This window comes from Bacillus sp. ATD (assembly GCF_050585765.1).
GTDB lineage: Bacteria > Bacillota > Bacilli > Bacillales > Bacillaceae > Bacillus > Bacillus stercoris.
Genome location: NZ_JBOBQH010000007.1, coordinates 188,632 through 207,783, shown reverse-complemented (window position 1 = coordinate 207,783; position 19,152 = coordinate 188,632). Strand labels below are relative to the sequence as shown.

Genomic DNA, 19,152 nt, shown 5'->3' with positions numbered 1-19,152 from the left:
CTTTTTAGCTACTACCCGATGTATGTTAAATATAAAGAACAGCAGAATAATCTGATTCCTGAAAATTAACTGTCGATGTAGTTAGGTTCTTCCAACAACATCTTGATAATATCCGTCCCGACTCTCTGGAGACAGACAATTCAATTATTAACTCTAATATTAGTTTTTTATGATTATCAAGGAGGACTTATAATAGTGCATTTCTCAAAAATGATAGATCGTTTGGCTTTATATGATTTACACAGAAAAAGAAGCATAGATAAACATTTTTCTGCTGCTTTTACAGTCGATATCAATGATAGAGAGGAATTTTACAGTGCAAATATAGCTGATGTTTCAATTGATTTGAATGAATCTAAAAAAAAGTATAGGGTTGGAACGTTTCGTTATAAATCCTTAATTCAATCTGGGAATCTTGTTAATGATACTTTAAAAGGGGAGGTTTTTTTAAATGAAAATGACATAGATCCGCCCAATGTCATCTTTGTACACGGCTGGCGCATGGATTCGTTCGATAGAGTCAAAAAGATATTTCATAATCGTATAATGAACGATTTAGGCTGGAATATGTATTATTATTCTCTTCCATACCATTTTGAAAGAGAACCGGAAAACTCACTGTATAGTGGCGAATTGATGATTAGTGCAAATATTGATCGTACAATTGAGTCGACAAGACAGGCTATTGTAGATTTACGGGCGTTCATTCACTGGATAAAAGCAAATAAAAAAGGGCCTGTTATCATAGTCGGAGTAAGCCTTGGGGGATGGGTTACTAATCTAATTGCTACCCTGGAATCGAAAATTGATGTAGTGGTATCTATCTTTTATGCCAATCGCCTTTCTTATTCGATATGGAACACGATCCCAGGTAAATACATAAGAGAAGAATTAGAACAAAATGGTGTGACCTATAATGAGTTAATAAAATATTGGGATATCACAGATCCTAGTCAAGCCTTGCCTAAAGTTAATAAAGATAACGTACTGCTGATCTCTGCTAAACATGATCAGTATATAGACTTAAAAGATGCCGATTATTTATGGGAAAGTTGGGGGAGACCTACAAGATATGTCTACAATTGTGGTCATTCTGGTATTGTTCTTTGTCGAAAAAAGTTGGCGAATGATACGCTTTCCTTTATAAGAGAAAGGATAAATACGGGAAAACCTGGTTCAGTACATTTGTAGACCTTAATAAGAAACGAAAGGCCAACTGCAACTTAAGTTGGCCTTTCCTATTTATTGAGTGAGATTGCTGACAGAATTCGTACTACTCGTTTTCTTTAGTCGCCCTTGCTAATCGTTCCACCTCTCCCCGAATCCCAATCGCAGGCTCCCACGAATCAATCAAACGGATTGCCTTATGATTAGCTTCCATAGCTTTCGTTTTCTCTCCTTTACGATACAACAGCTGTGCCATTCCGTAGTGATAGTAGATCAGTTCAACTTGATTGGCGTTATGTTTGTCATAGAGCATCTGCTCAAAGGCTTCTTCCGCTTTTTCAAACTGATCACATTTCACGTAAGCGACACCCAGATTGAAATAGGCTTCTATCGTTTTTTCGCCGCCGTACGTGGAGCTGATTTCATTTGCGGCTTCGTATAATTGAATGGCTTCTTCCTCATGACCTCTCGCAAAGCTTAGGTCTCCGCGAACCAGCAGAACCCTATGTTGAATTGTAGGGGAAATTGGTTGATCTTCAATTTCGCTTAAAATGGTCTCTGCTTTTTTCTGTTGCCCGGCTTTTAAAAACAGCCTTGCTTTGAGTGCGTGTCCCCAAACTTTTAGATCATGGGCATCTTGAGCGTCTGATTGTTCAAGAATCTTCAGCCCGGCTTCTATTTGCTGAAGCGCTCCGTCTAAATCATTGACTTCCATCAGTGCCCAGCCTGCTGTGTCGATTCGGAAGAACGCTTCTCGTGTGTGTTTGCCTAATTGATGGGCGGCGTCGGCGGCTTTGCATCCGTATTCGATACGTAAGGGCAGGTTGATTCTGCTTAGAAAATGGCTGACGCGGGTGATGAGTTCGATTAGGATTTCTTTTTGATCGGTTTCGCTTGCCCATTTGATGACCTTTAAGATGTTTGGCCATTCTTGTTTCATTTGATCTAAGTTCCGTCCCAGCAGGTAGCTCCAATAGATAGAGTTGGGCTGTTCACGCTTTAAATGGGTTTCGGCATAATCAATATAATAGTGCGCCCAGCGATTGCGGGCTTCTTTTTCATATTCGTGCTGTTCGGATAAGTGCTGTTCTCCGTAGGCGACAACGGTTTGGTGCGCTAAGTATTGCGTCCTGCCTTGGTTTCGTTCCGGCTGAATCAGCGCATTTGACCGCATTTGTTCAATCGCGTAATGAAAACGGCGGGCGTCTAATCCGGCTGCTGCTGCCAGGCTTTTTTCATCAGGCGGCTTGCTGAAAAAGCAAAGCGTCTGCCATAGCTTTCGCGTATCTTCATTGCATCTATCCCAGGTGCGGCCGAAGAGGAACTCAAACAATTCCAGCAGTGAGTAGCCCGCTTTTCCAAGTTCATGAATCAGCTGCTGAGCGGGTATGTCATCATCTGACATATAGGCGATGCTGAGTGCCATGGCTTTCGGGTTTCCGGCAGTCGCTGAAATGAATTCGTTTTTCAGGCCAGCCGATAGCTGTAACAGCTGCTCCAGCTTTTCCCGTTTATGTGGGAGGTTGCATGTTTGTAAGCATCGGTGCACTTCTTGCTGAAAAAAATCCAAGGCATCTGTTTGGTCAAGGCCGCTCAGCTGAATAGCTGTCATTTCTCCGAAGCTTTCCCGATAGGTTTGTTTTACGTTTTCCCGTGCAGTGAGGAGAACTTTTACGCCTTGCGGAAGGCTTGTGATAAATTCGTGAATGTCACGTTCTGCAGTATCAATGCTGTCAACGATCAGGAGGATCGGTTTTTCTCTAGTGTAATTGGCTAACGCATTGCGGACGACAAACCGTTTTTCATTGATTGATTTATCGATTTGTTCTGTGCGCCCGAGCTGATAGGCGATCGTATTTAAAAAATCGCTAAAGCTCAATCCTTTCCAATCAGCGCTGACCCAAATGATGCTGTTGAATGAGGGCCAATCTGAAGTATCGTCGACACAGGAATAGGCGGCTTCAAGAGCGACTGTGGTTTTACCCATACCGGCCCAGCCGGTGATTAAACAGACTGGTGACGGAGAAAGCATCCATTGCCGTATCGCTTCCATATCAAAGCTGCGTCCGATAAAGTGTGCTGACCAGCGTGACGGTAGGTTATGCGTGATTGGCTGCTCTGTAAGCGCATTCGTTTCTTGGTTAGGTCTGTCATGAAAAAGCCGCTTTACTGCTTTTTCTATATCGTCATCATGGGGAGCTCCGAATGACCCGTCCTTTCGCAGTGTTTTTGCTTTTTTCAAACAAGACGCTGCCCATACAGGCAATGCGGGTTTGATGACTGGGATGGTGGTGGTTTCCAGCAGGTCGGTCAACCACTCGATATCCAAGTCGGTCTTTTCGAGAATGATCCAGATCATTCCGAACAGTTTTCCGTCCTCAATTCTCCCGGGAATGTAGTTTACCCCCATCTGTCCGATCCAGCTTTTGATCGTGTTTGGGGAGACTCCCAGCTGGAGTGCGATTTTATCTATGTAAGACTGTCCTGTTTTTTCGTTCTTTTTCCTTCTGACTTTATAATCAGGATGAAGTTTTAGCGTTTTGACGCCAGGTGCCAGCAGTTGTGCAAATTGTTTTCGGTTTTCAAGTTCAGCCATAAGCCTGCACCTCCTATTAGTACTATTTTATCAATTCAGCGTTTTTTGTATATGAAAAAATAAAAGTACAGTGCCGCTGTCCTTTTATACAGCAGAAAAGGCTGTTGAACGTCTTGAAAAGCAGATAAAATGGGGGCAGTAACAGAGAAAACAAAAATGTATGCACTTACATTTTATTTTCTGAAGAAAGGAATTTGCCAAATGACTCACACAGTACCTCAGAACATGAAAGCGGCTGTTATGCATAGCACAAGAGAAATCAAAATCGAAACAGTGCCTGTGCCTGACATCAATCAGGATGAAGTGTTGATTAAGGTGATGGCTGTCGGAATTTGCGGATCAGATCTGCATTACTATACAAATGGCCGAATCGGCAACTATGTAGTGGAAAAACCATTTATCCTAGGCCATGAATGTGCAGGCGAAATTGCCGCTGTCGGATCATCCGTCGATCAATTCAAGGTGGGAGACCGCGTCGCTGTAGAGCCGGGTGTTACGTGCGGACGCTGTGAGGCGTGCAAGGAAGGGCGCTATAATCTTTGCCCGGATGTACAGTTTTTGGCTACACCGCCGGTGGACGGCGCGTTTGTCCAATATATCAAAATGCGGCAGGACTTTGTTTTCTCTATCCCAGACTCACTTTCTTATGAAGATGCTGCTTTGATCGAGCCGTTTTCTGTCGGCATTCATGCGGCGGCAAGAACGAAGCTTCAGCCCGGATCAACAATTGCGATTATGGGGATGGGCCCTGTTGGGTTAATGGCCGTTGCCGCAGCTAAAGCATTTGGGGCAGGCAGAATTATCGTCACTGACTTAGAGCCGCTGCGGTTAGAGGCTGCGAAAAAAATGGGAGCGACTCATGTCATTAATATCCGTGAACAGGATGCGCTTGAAGAGATTAAGACGATCACGAATGAAAAAGGCGTTGATGTTGCTTGGGAAACAGCGGGGAATCCAGCGGCACTGCAAACTGCACTGGCTTCTGTGCGCCGGGGCGGAAAATTGGCGATTGTCGGTTTGCCTTCACAAAACGAGATTCCGCTCAATGTGCCGTTTATTGCGGATAACGAGATTGATATTTACGGGATCTTCCGTTATGCCAATACGTATCCGAAGGGAATCGAATTTCTCGCTTCCGGCATTGTGGACACGAAGCATCTTATAACGGACCAATATTCACTGGAGCAGACACAAGAGGCGATGGAGCGGGCGCTTCAATTTAAGAATGAATGTTTAAAAGTGATGGTGTATCCAAATCGCTGAGTGAACAGGGAGGATCTTTGTATTCTCCCTCTTGTGTACTGGAAATGAAAACGGATTCTTGGGGTGGGAAATGATGATTGAAACGGAAAAAGTAACGGCAATGAAAGTGAAGCACCAGTCAAAATCCAGCACCGGACTGTCCTGGTTTGAACGAATCGGCTATGGATTCGGCGATATGTCGTATAATATTATCTTTCAGTTTGTAAACGCATACTTATTATTTTATTATACAGACGTCGGCGGCATTCAGCCTGCGGTGATCGCAACTTTGTTTCTTGTTGTGCGTGTGCTGGATGCTATTTTTGACCCGATCATGGGATTGATTTTAGATAAAACGAATACAAGGTGGGGAAAAGCAAGGCCATATTTGCTGTGGGTGGCATTTCCTTTTGCGCTATTCACATTCTTATGTTTCACGACGCCTCATTTCGGTGAGACCGGGAATATGGTATATGCGTACGTCACCTATATTCTGCTTGGGATGTCCTTTAGTATGCAAACAATCCCGGTGAACAGCCTAACGGGGCGGATGACGAATTCTGTGGAGGAACGGACGGTTCTAACCACAACCCGGATGATTTTGGTGTATATCGGAATTCTTTTATCCATTTCCTGTGCGACACCGCTTGCAACTGCTATCGGAGGAGAGGATCAGGCGTTTGGATTTCAAATGACTGCGCTCATCTACGCGGCGGTCAGCATTGTTTTGAATCTATTCAGTTTCTTTACTGTACGGGAGCGGATTCAGCCTAAAAAGAGAAAAAAACAAGGGATCAAAAAGACATTATCCGTTTTATTCCGAAACAAACCTTTGATTATGCTAATTTCATCATTTTTAGCTTTTGCGATCGGGTTTAATATTAAGCTCAGCACGATGGTGTATTATTTTACGTATAACGTAAACCATAAAGAATTTGTGTTTATGGGAACCGTTTTATTTTTCGGAGCAGCGCTGATCAGCAATTTGTTTATTCCTTTCTTTTCTGAGAAGTGGGGAAGAAAACAAGTCATGATTATCACGGCGGCTCTATCGCTTATTTCTTATGCCGGCCTGCATTTTACGCCGTATTCTTCCATTACACTCATTTTCATTTGGCTTTTTGCATCGGGATTTTTCACAACGCCTTTAAATACGCTTGCTTGGGGAATGGTTGCGGATTGTGTCGATTATGCGGAATGGAAAACCGGAATTCGCGCGGATGGTGTGGTGATTTCGAGCATGAGCTTTATTAATAAGCTGGGTGTGGCGTTAGCCGGTTCATTTTCGGCCATTTATTTAGGAATCGCGGGGTATGTGGCGAATGCAGACCAGACAGTTACGTCATTGAATGCGATTAAAAACATGAATGCTTTGATTCCGGGATTTTTCATTTTTCTTTCTATTATTCTCATCGCCTTCTATCCTTTAACGGAAAAAAGATATAAGCATATCATCTCTGAGCTGGAGCAAAGGTCTGCGAAATAAATATATGTAAAATTTTCAATATTCAATGTTGTATTTATAGCAGAAAGTAATATACTGAGACTATAATCTAGACTTTATAAATGAGTGTGATAATATGCGTAGTCAATCTGTTGTTTGTATTGGAGAATTGTTAATTGATTTCTTTTGTACCGATGTTGACGTTGATTTAATGGACGGGCGCCAATTCTTGAAAAGTGCCGGCGGTGCACCGGCGAATGTGTCAGCAGCGATTGCCAAGCTGGGTGGAGACGCCGCTTTCAGCGGAAAAGTAGGCAAGGATCCATTTGGGTATTTTCTGAAGCGCACATTGGACGCTGTACATGTCGATACCTCTATGCTGGTGATGGATGAGAAAGCGCCTACAACTCTTGCTTTTGTTTCATTAAAACAAAACGGAGAGCGTGACTTTGTTTTTAATAGAGGCGCGGACGCTTTGTTTACGCTGGAGGATATTGACCAGGAAAAAGTAAACAAAGCGAAAATCCTTCATTTCGGCTCTGCAACGGCTCTGTTATCAGATCCATTTTGCTCAGCTTATTTACGGCTGATGTCGATTGCGAAGGATAATGGACAGTTTATCTCGTTTGACCCTAACTATCGTGAAGATTTATGGAAGGGGAGAGTCTCAGAGTTTGTAAGTGTCGCGAAAAAAGCGATCGCTGTAAGTGATTTTGTAAAAGTCAGTGACGAGGAGCTTGAGATTATCAGCGGTGTGAAGGATCATGAAAAGGGAGTTGCGATCCTTCATGAGATCGGAGCCAAGATTGTCGCTGTGACCCTTGGGAAAAGCGGAACGCTTCTTTCCAATGGAAAAGGCCGTGAAATCATTCCAAGTATTCCGGTGACATCAATCGACTCAACAGGAGCGGGAGATGCTTTTGTCGGTGCGGCTTTATATCAATTGGCAAACACGGACCATATTCAATCTGTAGAAGCAGATTTTGTGAAGCTGCGTGAGATTGTGGCGTTTGCCAATAAGGTCGGAGCTCTTGTGTGCACTAAAATTGGAGCGATTGATGCACTGCCAAGCATGGATGAGATTGAAGTTTCTTTGTAAATCATTGAAGGTGTTTCTTAAAAGTCTTTGGACTTTTGGGGGCACCTTTTTTTATTGCTTACATTTTTGTTCAGGTAAAAAGTTGTATATTTTTCGTTTGAAATGTCATTTTTTATTAAAAAAGTGAAACTTTTAACGATAATAAATAGTATATGTAACAAGGGTTACCGAATAGCTTTAGGAGGAACGGTATAATGAGTATAATTGGAAGATTTAAAGATATTATGTCTGCGAATATCAATGCTTTATTGGACAAGGCTGAAAATCCGGAGAAAATGGTAGATCAATATTTAAGAAACATGAATAACGATTTGGCTAAGGTTAAGGCAGAAACAGCAGCTGTTATGGCTGAGGAGCAGAGAGCAAAAAGAGAATATCACGAGTGCCAGGCGGATATGGAAAAGATGGAAAGCTATGCAATGAAGGCGCTGCAAGCCGGGAATGAGGGCGATGCGAGAAAGTTCCTTGAAAGAAAAACATCTTTGGAATCAAAGCTTTCTGAGCTGCAGACGGCGAATCAAATTGCTGCAACCAATGCAGCACAGATGAGAAAGATGCATGACAAATTGGTATCTGACATTGGAGAGCTGGAAGCACGCAAAAATATGATCAAGGCGAAGTGGGCAGTAGCGAAAACACAAGAAAAAATGAACAAACTGGGCGCCTCTGTTTCGAGTACAAGCCAATCAATGTCTGCATTCGGCCGAATGGAGGACAAAGTAAATAAGGCGCTAGACCAGGCCAATGCAATGGCTGAACTGAACAGCGCTCCACAGGATGATATGGCTGATCTGACTGCAAAGTATGACACTGGCGGTACAAGCCAGGTTGATGATGAGCTTGCGGCGTTAAAAGCGAAAATGATGCTCGATAAATAATACATAGGATGCCGCAGCTTTCGGCTGCGGCGCCATTTTATCATAAGATGTGAGAGGGAACGGTAATGATAATATCTTATAAGTGTCCGAACTGCGGCAGTGATATGGCATTTGACAGTGAAACCGGCTCGTTATCCTGCGGCAGCTGCGGAAGACAGGACAATATTGAAAGCCTTCCGAAAGAAAACATTGCGGCGCGGTTTTCTGAAGATGAGGCAAAAGAATATCAATGTGAAAACTGCGGCGCCGTTTTGATCACGGAAGCTGAAACGACAGCAACGACGTGCAGCTTCTGCGGGGGTGCTGCAATACTTGCCGATCGTTTATCAGGACATTTGGCACCGGCGAAAGTCATCCCATTTACAATCAGCAAGCAAGAAGCCGAACAGGCATTTCGAAAGTGGTGCAAAAAAGGCCTTCTGACACCAAGAGGTTTCATGTCGGCTGATCGAATTAAAAGCATCACCGGCATGTATATTCCGTTTTGGATGTTTGATTTAAATAGTGAAGTACAGGTGAGAGCAAACTGTACCAGAGTCCACCAGTATGAAGAAGGGGATTATATATGCACAGAAACAGAGCATTTTGAAGCGTTTCGTGATATCAATCTCGATTATTTGAAAATTCCTGTTGATGCCTCAGAAAAAATGAATGATGAGTTAATGGATAAGTTGGAGCCATATTCATACGATCAGCTGAAGGACTTTCAAACGGCATATTTGGCCGGCTATATTGCGGAAAAGTACAATTATACCGATGAGGAGCTTTTTCCAAGGGCAAAAGAGAAAATAAGCAGTTATATAGATTCATACATCCATTCTACTTTTTCCGGATATACGTCAGTCAATGTGAGGGACAAACATATTCACACGAAAAATGTGAACAGCTTTTACGTTTTGCTTCCCGTTTGGATGGTCAGTTACGATTATGAAAGAGCGGAGCATATCTTTGCGATGAACGGGCAAACAGGTAAGGTCGTCGGAAAGCCGCCGATCAGTTCAGGAAAAGTAGCGGCATGGTTTAGCGGAATAGCAGGCGGGACATTTCTTGCATTGAAGCTCGTCTCATTGATGATGGGAGGCGGATTTTGATGCGGGGATTTTTAGGGAAAGCGATCTTTGTTGTGCTGGCGGTTTTCATCATGATGCCTTTACTGGGGATCGAAGCGGCAAGAGCTTCTGAATCACAGCAGCATGTGTATGACCATGCCCATCTATTATCAAAAACAGAAATCGAAAAACTTGAATCTCTCTCGGCAGAGCTAGGTGCAAAGAGAGACACTGATTTCATTATTATTACGACTAAAAGCACAAATGGTGAAGATATTGCCGATTATGCCGGCGATTTTTATGATCGTTACGGAAAAGGCAGTACAGCTATTTTAACGATTGATATGGCGGATAGAGAAGTATTCATCTCGGGCTACAAAAAAGCTGAAAAGTATTTGGACAACAGCAGGCTAAACAGCATCAGAAATACGATTTCATCTGATTTATCCAATGAAAATTATTTCAAAGCTTTTGAGACATATATTCAGCTTTCCTATAAAGATATGGGCATAAAACCGGGAATAAACCCCGACAACATATTCTTCACATGGTGGTTTCAGCTGATTGCTGCCATCGCAGTCGGGGGAATTGCGGTTTCAATTATGCTTTATCAGGCGGGCGGCAAAGTAACGGTTAATGGGAATACATATATGGATCAGCGTACGTCTGATGTGATTGATCAATATGACACTTATATCAGAACGACTGTAACAAGAGAAAGAAAACCATCAAATGATAAAGACAGCGGCAGCGATGGCGGTGTGACGAAAGGCGGCACGTCATACAGTGGAAGCCGGGGCAGTTTCTAGTAGTAGAAAATAGAGAAGGGAAGAGGTAACATGTCGTTTTTCAGAAACCAATTAGCAAATGTAATAGAGTGGGAAGAATTTAGAGATGATATGATTTTTTATAAATGGAACAATCGTGAAATCAAAAAAGGGAGCCGTTTGATCATTCGTCCCGGACAGGATGCTGTCTTTTTGAACAATGGGCGGGTTGAAGGGGTTTTTCAAGATGATGGCGATTATGATATTGAATCAGAAATTATTCCATTCCTTTCAACGTTAAAGGGCTTTAAGTTTGGTTTTAACAGCGGCATGCGTGCCGAGGTGCTGTTTGTCAATACGAAGGAATTTACCGTAAGATGGGGAACAAAACAGGCGATAAATATTCCGGCAGCGGGAATGCCAGGCGGGATGCCCATTCGCGCAAACGGCACATTTAATTTTAAAGTGCAGGACTATATCAGCCTGATTGATAAAATCGCTGGCGTGAAGGATCAATATTATGTAGAGGATATTAAAACCCGTATCACTTCTATTCTGGACCAGCTTCTCATGAAGTGGATCACAAGAGAAGGGAAAGATATGTTTAATCTTCAAGCAAACGCTTTTGATATTGCTAAGGGAATACAAGAGGACTTAGATATGCAATTAATAAGTGACGGGATGACGGTCACTGGTTTTCAAATCATGAGCTTTAATTACCCTCAAGAGGTTCAGGATATGATAACAAAGAACGCTTCCTACGGTATGGTTGGGGATGTGAACAGATACCAGCAAATATCGATGACGGATGGAATGGCATCCGGAAAGATGAGCGGAGGCGGAGCGGCTTCGGATATGGCAGGAATGATGATGGGAATGAATATGGCCAATCAGATGATGAATCAAATGAATCAGAGTCAGCAGGCACAGTCATCAGGCCCACAGTCAACTGGCAGCGGAAGCAAACCGAATTTCTGTCCAAACTGCGGAACAAAAACGGGCGAAGCCAATTTTTGTCCGAATTGCGGCCAGAAGCTTGTATAAGAATCATACAGTGAAAAGTCCCGAGTGATCAGCACTCGGGACTTTTTTATTTAGGAGAATATGCGTTATCTATTGCTTGCTCCTGAACAGGCCATTTTCGAGCACCCGCCTGGACAATTCCCAGCAGCAATTGACGACGTTCCTTTATTGAATTGACGGCAATTTGAAATGTTTGCTTAGATAAAGCCGGTATGCCTGATTGTTGAAGCTTTGAGATGTCTGGTTCCGGCGGCGCTTGTTCTGCAGGATGGATATAGGCAGTATGAACGGTGTCCAGGTAGTTTTTGATACTTGAGCGCGCTTCTTTAATGTGAAGCTGATTTGGCTGATATTGTTCAGGAATACCATATTTGAAAATGGTTAAAGCCTCATCCAATACAGCAACAGCTATAATGGAGGATTCCTGATGCTGCGTGCTGTGGTAAAAATGAAGGATGGGGAAGGCGTTATGCTGAGCGGTCAGCTTTCCAAGCTCTGATGAGGCGGCGACAAGAAGAAAATCAATGTTGTGAAAGTCTTTGCCATTCCATGCATTATGGACGATTTCTGTTCCATCATGCCCTAGACTTAATACACTTTGGGCAAAGGAACGCTTTTGATTCACCGCACTCAAGACGGAAATCAAATACGTGACGGAAAAAGTGATGGTAAGCAGTCCTTGAGCTGTTTCAATAACCGTGACAAGCTTCCATAGGCCTCCGTTTGGTGCGAGATCGCCATTTCCTAAAGTAAACATGACATAGCCGGAAAAATAAATTCGGTCTGACCAGGAAGCCGGTTCTTTCGATTGAACTTCCACAAGTGAATGAGGGTCGCTCGAGAAAATCAGCACCCATCCGCTCCAAAATAGACTGATCCATATCACTAACGTCAGGCATAACAGCAGTGGACCTGCCGTACTCAGAACCTTTGCGTGGTCTCCGCTGATTTTGCGGCAGCCTTTCCACAGCCAAGCAGACAGGCATCTTGTGATCGGGCCTGCACCGCTCTCTAACCATAACGTGGTCCATAAAAAATCAATCATCCCCGCTGTCAATAATAAAAGGCCTGCAATGATATAACCCTCATTCATTTTTTTTGCCTCCCTTAAGCCAGCCTTCTTTTATTTTCTTTTCTATTTCCTTTTATCTTGAGTCTGAAACAATTGACCGAATGTTTGATTTTAGATGAAGTTAACCAACACTTACTCATTTATCGATATGAACAGAAAATCACAGAGATTTTGACTTAATTCACACATTTTCCGTTCGTTTTCCCCTTGAATTAGTGATTTTCCTTTTGTTGAATAAAAAATTTTCAGAAATTTATATTGACTGAAAACGTTTTTATAATTATGATAATATCAGATATAACAAAAATGTCACTATCATATTACTACAATAGGACTATAAAGTGACTATAAGATAACAAAATAGAAAGGTTATGCTCAAAGAAATACTCATTGTTTTTTTAGCTAAAAATGAAATCGCTTCCAAGGAGGCTGGAATGCTAATAAGAAGGGAAGGTTATAAGGTTATTGCATAAAAACATAAAGAACTTTTTTCTGAAGCCTGATGACGAAATGTGAGGAAGGCAGCAGCCCTGGAATAAGTTTTTTGAAATACGCATTGATCGATTTTGAAAAAGACTGGGGGAAACAGTATGAATAAACAAGGCAATCAAATGTCATTTTTACGCACGATTATTTTAGTCTCTACTTTCGGCGGGCTTCTTTTTGGCTATGATACCGGTGTGCTCAATGGAGCTTTGCCTTATATGGGAGAGCCGGATCAGCTTAATCTCAATGCCTTTACAGAGGGCCTTGTCACCAGTTCACTTCTTTTTGGAGCCGCGCTGGGTGCTGTGTTTGGCGGCAGGATGTCTGATTTTAACGGCCGCCGCAAAAATATTTTATTCCTCGCTGTTATATTTTTTATTTCGACGATCGGGTGTACGTTTGCTCCGAATGTTACGGTCATGATCATTTCCCGTTTTGTGCTTGGTATTGCGGTAGGGGGTGCATCAGTAACGGTGCCTGCCTATTTAGCAGAGATGTCTCCTGTGGAAAGCAGGGGACGGATGGTGACGCAGAACGAATTGATGATTGTATCAGGACAGCTTTTGGCCTTTGTTTTTAATGCAATCCTTGGAACAACAATGGGAGACAACTCCCATGTGTGGAGGTTCATGCTGGTCATTGCGTCGCTTCCAGCCGTGTTCCTGTTTTTCGGGATGATCAGAATGCCCGAGAGTCCCCGCTGGCTTGTATCGAAAGGGAGAAAAGAAGATGCTTTGCGTGTATTGAAAAAAATCAGGGATGAAAAGCGGGCAGCAGCTGAGCTGCAAGAAATTGAATTCGCTTTCAAAAAAGAAGATCAGCTTGAAAAAGCAACGTTTAAAGATCTTTCAGTCCCATGGGTGCGCCGTATTGTGTTTATTGGATTAGGGATTGCGATTGTACAGCAAATTACAGGTGTTAATTCGATTATGTATTATGGGACTGAAATTCTAAGAAATTCTGGTTTCCAAACGGAAGCCGCTTTAATCGGAAACATTGCGAATGGCGTGATTTCAGTATTGGCAACATTCGTCGGAATCTGGCTGCTGGGAAGAGTGGGGCGCCGGCCGATGCTGATGACGGGCTTGATCGGTACGACAACAGCATTATTGCTGATCGGGATATTTTCACTTGTACTTCAAGGATCACCGGCACTTCCGTATGTGGTTCTGTCACTAACAGTTACATTCCTTGCTTTTCAGCAGGGGGCCATTTCACCAGTGACGTGGCTGATGCTTTCTGAGATTTTCCCACTTCGCCTTCGCGGACTGGGAATGGGTGTCACGGTATTCTGTCTGTGGATGGTGAATTTTGCAGTCAGCTTCACTTTCCCGATATTGCTGGCCGCCATTGGGCTGTCCACAACGTTCTTTATCTTCGTTGGATTAGGCATTTGCTCTGTCCTGTTTGTGAAGAAGTTTTTACCGGAAACGAAGGGACTTTCGCTTGAGCAGCTGGAAGAAAACTTCCGCGCTTATGATCACGGCGGGGCCAAGACAGATTCTGGCGCTGAAGTGATTGGATAAAATAAAAAAGAATCCGCATACGAGCGCGGATTCTTTTTTATGCTGATTAGTTAGGTCTGACAAGGATTTTGACTTGGCTTTTCTCTTTAATAAGAGCCCCGAAGCCTTCCTCAATCAAATCATCTAGCACGATTTTTTTCGTTACGAGTTTGTCGGCTGAGAAATAGCCTTCTTTCATTAATGACAATACAGCCGGGAAAATGTCGCGGTATCCGATAATTCCTTTTACTGTACGTTCCTTGATGACGATATCGTTCGGATGGATTTCAGCACCTTTTTCCCAAATGCTGACGATGACTGTTTCACCGGCAATTGTAGTGGACTGGATGGCTTGTCGCAACACCACCGGAACACCAGTGACTTCAAATGCTACGTCAACTCCGCCTCCTGTACGTTCTGCAATCTCAGCGACTACATCGTCTGTTTTAGATGGATCAACGATGATCGCGCCAAGCTCCTCAGCTTTTTGCTGGCGTTCAGGTGAAAGCTCAACAGCATAAATATCAGTAGCACCGGCCGCCTTCAGTGCTTCAATCACCAGAAGTCCGATCGGGCCGCAGCCGAATACAGCCGCTTTGTCGCCGGCTTTGAGTTTGCTTGAGCGGACAGCATATAGAGCGACTGCTGAAGGTTCAACGAGCGCACCTTGTTCGTATGATAATTCCTCAGGGAGTTTGAATAAAAGCTCTTCATCTACAGAGACGTATTCAGAGAAACCGCCGCCTCCGCCGGCTAAGCCGAGGAATCCCATTTGTTCATCAAGGTTGTAAGCGCCCTGGTGGCCGTGTGTAGCAAAAATCGGTTCTACTACGACGCGGTCTCCAACTTTATAATTTTCAACGCCTTCTCCGACTTCGACAACTTCACCGGAGAATTCATGCCCCATTGTGACAGGTGCTGTTTCATTTGTTAATGGGTGCGGTTTGTCAACCGGAATAAAGATCGGGCCGCCGAGATATTCGTGTAAATCACTCCCGCAGATGCCGCACCATTTGACTTTGATCTTTACTTTTCCCGGCTCCGTTTTTGGCTCTTCAATATGTTCAATACGGATATCCTTTTGGTTATGCCATCTTGCTGCCTTCATGGATTACCACTCCTATAACTTTTGATGTGAGTAATTCCGCACCGGTCAATATGAACTGTTCACAAAATCGCCATTTTTAAAACCAAAAAAGAAATGAAATTTTTATATAATATAATCTACGTTTTTTGAAAAAAGAAACTTTGAAGAAAAAAGAGTCTCGCACACTCTTTTTTCTTTATATGAGAGTATCAATCGTTTACATAGCTATGAATTTGGTTTGAACAATACGGTAATGGTTCGTTCATATTGAATGCGACAACTACTCTATTAATAATTATAACGCTAATACCGCTATTATAATAGGATAATCTTCCATGGTTTATTTTAGCAGAGGTAACTTTTTTGACTTTGTAACATTACTGTAAGGATATTGAAATAAAAAATAGCTGGTTGATCGTGTATAATCTTCCTAGATGTTAACAAACAGGGGGACGAAATGTTGAAGAAAGTCATTTTAGCCGCTTTTATCTTAGTAGGAAGTACTTTGGGAGCTTTGAGTTTTTCATCAGATGCCAGTGCGAAACATGTGAACGGAAATATTACTTGGTATAATGGAGTCGGGAAAAAAGGCTCTTCAGGTAAGAAACTTGGACATTGGGATTGTGCGACCAAGATCGGATTTGATGTTCCTAGAAACGGAACAAAAATCAGAGCTTATGCAAAAGCGAAGCCTAAAAAGGTGATTACGGTTTATAAAAATGATGTTGGCAGAATGCCTAATGCGGTGCTTGATGTAAGTCCTAAAGCGTTTAAAGCGCTTGGATATCCACTAAGCAAAGGTAAGGTAGCGGGGCATTACAGCTATTAATTTACATATATAATCTGTAAAGCAAGAAGTCACATTCTTGCTTTTTCTATTGGTGGAGATAAAAGATGAAAAAAAGAATCATATTATTGTTAGCAGTGATAATAGCGGCAGCTGCCGCGGGGGTTGCGTTTTATGTTGCAAAGGATAAAGGCCATCAGAAGGCTGCTGATGTGACAGTCAATACCGAAAGCGGTGATGAGCTGCTGGTTTCCATTACAGATACGGATCTGCTGACAAAGTATTATGAAAAGGACAAGGTGATCCATGAGGAGAAGCTGACCAGCTATCCGGCATTTGCCTTGGATCAAAAACAGCAGGTGCTCTATTATACGGGCAATAATGATCAGAATGAAATGAGGCTTTTTAGGCTAGGTCTAAAGTCTAATAAAAAGACGATGCTTTATAAAGGCGCGGAGAGTGCGGACAGTTTGTTTTTATCAAAGGACCGTTCAACCATCTATTTCCGTTTAGGAAAAGCGGATGAAAGTAATTTCCGGATCGCCGCTTTTGATCTGAAAACGAAGAAGTACAAAAACATTTATCCTGCCGCTAATGATCAGGATGACACCGTCAGCAGCTTCTTTTATAACCAAAAAAACGATTCATTTGCATTGCTTCATTATTCTGTAGAAGAAGACTACATGAAAACAGATGAAGCAAACGAAAAGGGCATTGACCCTGAACCGACAACGATTCATTTTGCGGAAGGCCGCCAAAATGAATTTAATGAGCTTAAAAGCCTAAATCAATTTATCAGCGATATTGCTGTTTCTGATGATGATAAACGTATTTTATTTACATCATATACGCAGAAAGGGACGGAGCAAACCGCTGCTATTCAGATGCTCAATGCGGATACGAAAAAGTATGAAAGCATCATCACAAATCAAAAATCATTTAAGCTGTTAATTGACGCACAGCCTCAGTTCTCTAAGGATGGAAAGAACATTTATTTTCTTGCCGAAGCCAAAAGGGCTAAAAAGCTGAAGGACGAAACAGGGCGTGAAGCTAAGGTGCGGACGATTTATTCCTATAACCTTGAAAATAAGACCTTCAAAAAAGTATGGGAAAATCCGAACGGTATTATTAATAGCTTTTCTGTGATCAACTAATAAAAACCACTCGGCTTAGGCTGAGTGGTTTTTTAATGGACAAGGTGCCGGGCTAATGATCCGAGCCATTTTAAAAAATGGATTAGTGGTATCGACAAAAACAGAAGTTCAACATAAGAGTTCATTGCAAGGTTCAGCTTTTTGAACGCAGCTCTTTTTTGCAGGTCTTTTTGCTGCTGGTTTGAGATCACGTTATCACTCCTTTTGTATCCATATTATACCATTAAAACAAACAAAAAAGCCCTAAACGTTTACAGTTTTGGGCTTCTTTCCTTTTGGCCTCTTGCCATGAGAGGCTTTATTCTGAAATATAGAATTTTGTCTCCGTTCGAGGTTTGTTTGCTTGCAGGAGACTGCGTTTGTTATAGGGAAGAACTAGCTTGTTTTCGTTTGACTGTTGTTTTGGAGATTCACTAATGAACGGATGCCGTCGACCATTTTACTTCCGCACAAAGGGCACAATGGCGTATCACTGCTGGCGAAGTTCTTTCTGGTCCAGCCGTTACAGTCTTCTTTTGTGCATTCCCAAGTACTCACATCTTCTTTTGGCAGCGGTTCTTGATTACGTTTGTTATAGTAAGACATAAAGTCACTTCTTCCCTCATGTATTTTACTGCACATTTCTTATTGTCTCATACTTTTCCCTAATCTCCTAATTCCTTTTTCTTTATGACTTTCCAGTCAGCCCATCTAAAAAGGAGAGGAGTGTGCTGTTAAAAGCGCCGGGCTCTTCTAAAAACGGGCAATGGCTGCTTTTAGAAAAGGTGGCGAGTGTCGAGTTTGGAATATTGCTGCGCAAGTGTTCCCCAGCTGCGGTAGAGAAAAATTTCCGGTCTTCCCCGAAGCACAGCAATGTCGGCACACTAATGTTTTGAAGAGTGCTGCGGTAATCAGCAGCCGTTTGGTTAAATAAAATCGTGCTTGAAATGGCGGCAGGCTGTTTGAGGATTTCTGCCAGCATCCATTCTGTTTCTGTTTCGGCAGGCGGCTCTGCGAACATATTCTGGATGAAGCTTTCGTAGAATGGCAGCGGGTCAGCCTGAATGGCGTACATCGCTGTTTTTAAACCGTCAAAATCAAATGGGCCGTGTTCCCAGCCCTCCCATTGATAGTCGGAAGCAGATTGATCAATGATGACAGCAGCTTGTATGTTATCATTCCCAAATTGATGAAGATAATCCCATACGACAAAGGCCCCCATTGACCAGCCGGCAAGAACGACATGATCAAGCTCCATTGCGTTTAGAAATTCCCTTACGTCACGGGCGTATTGGGAAATGGTGTGTCCATGAAGCACTTTGTCAGATTCGCCGTGTCCTCTAAGATCAAGACGAATACATTGATAATTGGCAGAAAGCGCCGAAAATTGTTTGTGGAAAAATTGTCCGCTCATCAGCACCCCATGTATAAACAGGATCGGTGTCCCGCTCCCATGTGTTTCATAGTAAAGGCGTGTCTGATCTTCTAATGTGATGTATGGCATATTTCTCCTCCCTTAGTTTCCGTCATGAGTATGACTGGCTGCACCATTTCATTGTATACATCAATGAAAGTATGACATGTTTGTTTTGCCTCATGCTGAAAATGAATTGTCCAGAATAGAAGCAATAGTAAAGCAGTGGTGTGAATTGAGTGTTGTGAAGCTGCCGATGTTTGATTTAATATCGCTGCTCAAATCATAAAAGCGCTGAAAATCAAACTCTCTTTTATTCACAATATATGCAGAGGAAATGAGTATTAATATCTGATCGTGTGAAACTTTTCATTTTCATTTTGATTTTCATTCAGCATAAATG

The 19,152-nt window shown here is 42.6% G+C and carries 17 protein-coding genes and 2 pseudogenes; 12 read left to right on the top strand and 7 right to left on the bottom strand.

Annotation, left to right across the window (positions count from 1 at the left end; genetic code table 11):
* Positions 1–62: 62 nt before the first annotated feature.
* Positions 63–357 (top strand): annotated as a pseudogene (locus ACQXR1_RS16405) (hypothetical protein); the annotation flags it as partial.
* A 144-nt stretch (positions 358–501) separates the two neighbouring features.
* Positions 502–1,191: an alpha/beta hydrolase gene (locus ACQXR1_RS16400; protein ID WP_430772511.1), complete on the top strand. Its 690-nt coding sequence runs from the start codon at positions 502–504 to the stop codon at positions 1,189–1,191.
* 82 nt (positions 1,192–1,273) lie between these two features.
* Here ACQXR1_RS16400 and ACQXR1_RS16395 read toward each other — a convergent pair whose 3' ends face one another.
* A complete protein-coding gene (locus ACQXR1_RS16395) occupies positions 1,274–3,763 on the bottom strand; it encodes an NB-ARC domain-containing protein (protein ID WP_430772505.1) in 2,490 nt (829 codons plus the stop codon).
* 201 nt (positions 3,764–3,964) lie between these two features.
* On the opposite strand from ACQXR1_RS16395, the gene gutB reads away from it, so the two are divergent.
* The 7 genes from gutB to ACQXR1_RS16360 all read left to right on the top strand — a co-directional run bounded on the left by gutB (position 3,965) and on the right by ACQXR1_RS16360 (position 11,286).
* Positions 3,965–5,026, top strand: a complete 1,062-nt coding sequence (gene gutB, locus ACQXR1_RS16390) for a sorbitol dehydrogenase (protein ID WP_069840103.1) — start codon at positions 3,965–3,967, stop codon at positions 5,024–5,026.
* Between the two features lie 73 nt (positions 5,027–5,099).
* Complete coding sequence (locus tag ACQXR1_RS16385) at positions 5,100–6,491, top strand: MFS transporter (protein WP_430772504.1); 1,392 nt, start codon at positions 5,100–5,102, stop codon at positions 6,489–6,491.
* Between the two features lie 94 nt (positions 6,492–6,585).
* Positions 6,586–7,548, top strand: coding sequence for a carbohydrate kinase family protein (locus ACQXR1_RS16380; RefSeq protein WP_430772503.1), 963 nt, complete (start codon positions 6,586–6,588; stop codon positions 7,546–7,548).
* A gap of 194 nt (positions 7,549–7,742) precedes the next feature.
* Positions 7,743–8,426, top strand: coding sequence for a PspA/IM30 family protein (locus tag ACQXR1_RS16375; protein ID WP_430772502.1), 684 nt, complete (start codon positions 7,743–7,745; stop codon positions 8,424–8,426).
* Between the two features lie 65 nt (positions 8,427–8,491).
* Entirely contained in the window at positions 8,492–9,517 is a 1,026-nt protein-coding gene (locus tag ACQXR1_RS16370; protein WP_014663034.1) for a TFIIB-type zinc ribbon-containing protein, read from the top strand.
* Positions 9,517–10,284, top strand: coding sequence for a TPM domain-containing protein (locus ACQXR1_RS16365; protein WP_430772501.1), 768 nt, complete (start codon positions 9,517–9,519; stop codon positions 10,282–10,284). Before ACQXR1_RS16370 ends, ACQXR1_RS16365 begins: the two co-directional genes overlap by 1 nt.
* A 30-nt stretch (positions 10,285–10,314) precedes the next feature.
* Positions 10,315–11,286, top strand: a complete 972-nt coding sequence (locus ACQXR1_RS16360; protein WP_069840082.1) for an SPFH domain-containing protein — start codon at positions 10,315–10,317, stop codon at positions 11,284–11,286.
* 46 nt (positions 11,287–11,332) lie between these two features.
* Here the strand turns inward: ACQXR1_RS16360 and ACQXR1_RS16355 are convergent, their stop codons facing one another.
* Positions 11,333–12,358 carry a potassium channel family protein gene (locus ACQXR1_RS16355; protein WP_430772500.1) on the bottom strand — a complete coding sequence of 342 codons (1,026 nt, stop codon included), beginning with the start codon at positions 12,356–12,358 and terminating at the stop codon, positions 11,333–11,335.
* Between the two features lie 569 nt (positions 12,359–12,927).
* Here ACQXR1_RS16355 and iolT point away from each other — a divergent pair.
* Positions 12,928–14,349 carry a myo-inositol transporter IolT gene (gene iolT / locus ACQXR1_RS16350; protein ID WP_014663039.1) on the top strand — a complete coding sequence of 474 codons (1,422 nt, stop codon included), beginning with the start codon at positions 12,928–12,930 and terminating at the stop codon, positions 14,347–14,349.
* A 46-nt stretch (positions 14,350–14,395) separates the two neighbouring features.
* Here iolT and bdhA read toward each other — a convergent pair whose 3' ends face one another.
* A complete protein-coding gene (gene bdhA, locus ACQXR1_RS16345) occupies positions 14,396–15,436 on the bottom strand; it encodes a (R,R)-butanediol dehydrogenase (RefSeq protein WP_069149081.1) in 1,041 nt (346 codons plus the stop codon).
* 436 nt (positions 15,437–15,872) lie between these two features.
* Between bdhA and walM the strand changes: the two genes are divergently transcribed.
* Both walM and ACQXR1_RS16335 read left to right on the top strand, forming a co-directional pair.
* Positions 15,873–16,244, top strand: coding sequence for a cell wall metabolism protein WalM (gene walM / locus ACQXR1_RS16340; protein WP_004397746.1), 372 nt, complete (start codon positions 15,873–15,875; stop codon positions 16,242–16,244).
* A 65-nt stretch (positions 16,245–16,309) separates the two neighbouring features.
* A complete protein-coding gene (locus ACQXR1_RS16335; protein ID WP_430772499.1) occupies positions 16,310–17,356 on the top strand; it encodes a hypothetical protein in 1,047 nt (348 codons plus the stop codon).
* A 32-nt stretch (positions 17,357–17,388) separates the two neighbouring features.
* On the opposite strand, the gene ACQXR1_RS16330 is transcribed toward ACQXR1_RS16335, so the two are convergent.
* The 4 genes and pseudogenes from ACQXR1_RS16330 to ACQXR1_RS16315 all read right to left on the bottom strand — a co-directional run.
* A complete protein-coding gene (locus tag ACQXR1_RS16330) occupies positions 17,389–17,547 on the bottom strand; it encodes a hypothetical protein (protein WP_040083974.1) in 159 nt (52 codons plus the stop codon).
* A 184-nt stretch (positions 17,548–17,731) separates the two neighbouring features.
* Entirely contained in the window at positions 17,732–17,941 is a 210-nt protein-coding gene (locus tag ACQXR1_RS16325) for a cold-shock protein (protein ID WP_003234008.1), read from the bottom strand.
* Between the two features lie 82 nt (positions 17,942–18,023).
* Positions 18,024–18,839 carry an alpha/beta fold hydrolase gene (locus tag ACQXR1_RS16320; RefSeq protein ID WP_430772498.1) on the bottom strand — a complete coding sequence of 272 codons (816 nt, stop codon included), beginning with the start codon at positions 18,837–18,839 and terminating at the stop codon, positions 18,024–18,026.
* A gap of 38 nt (positions 18,840–18,877) precedes the next feature.
* Positions 18,878–19,118, bottom strand: a pseudogene (locus tag ACQXR1_RS16315) (DUF4003 family protein); the annotation flags it as partial.
* Between the last annotated feature and the right edge of the window lie 34 nt (positions 19,119–19,152).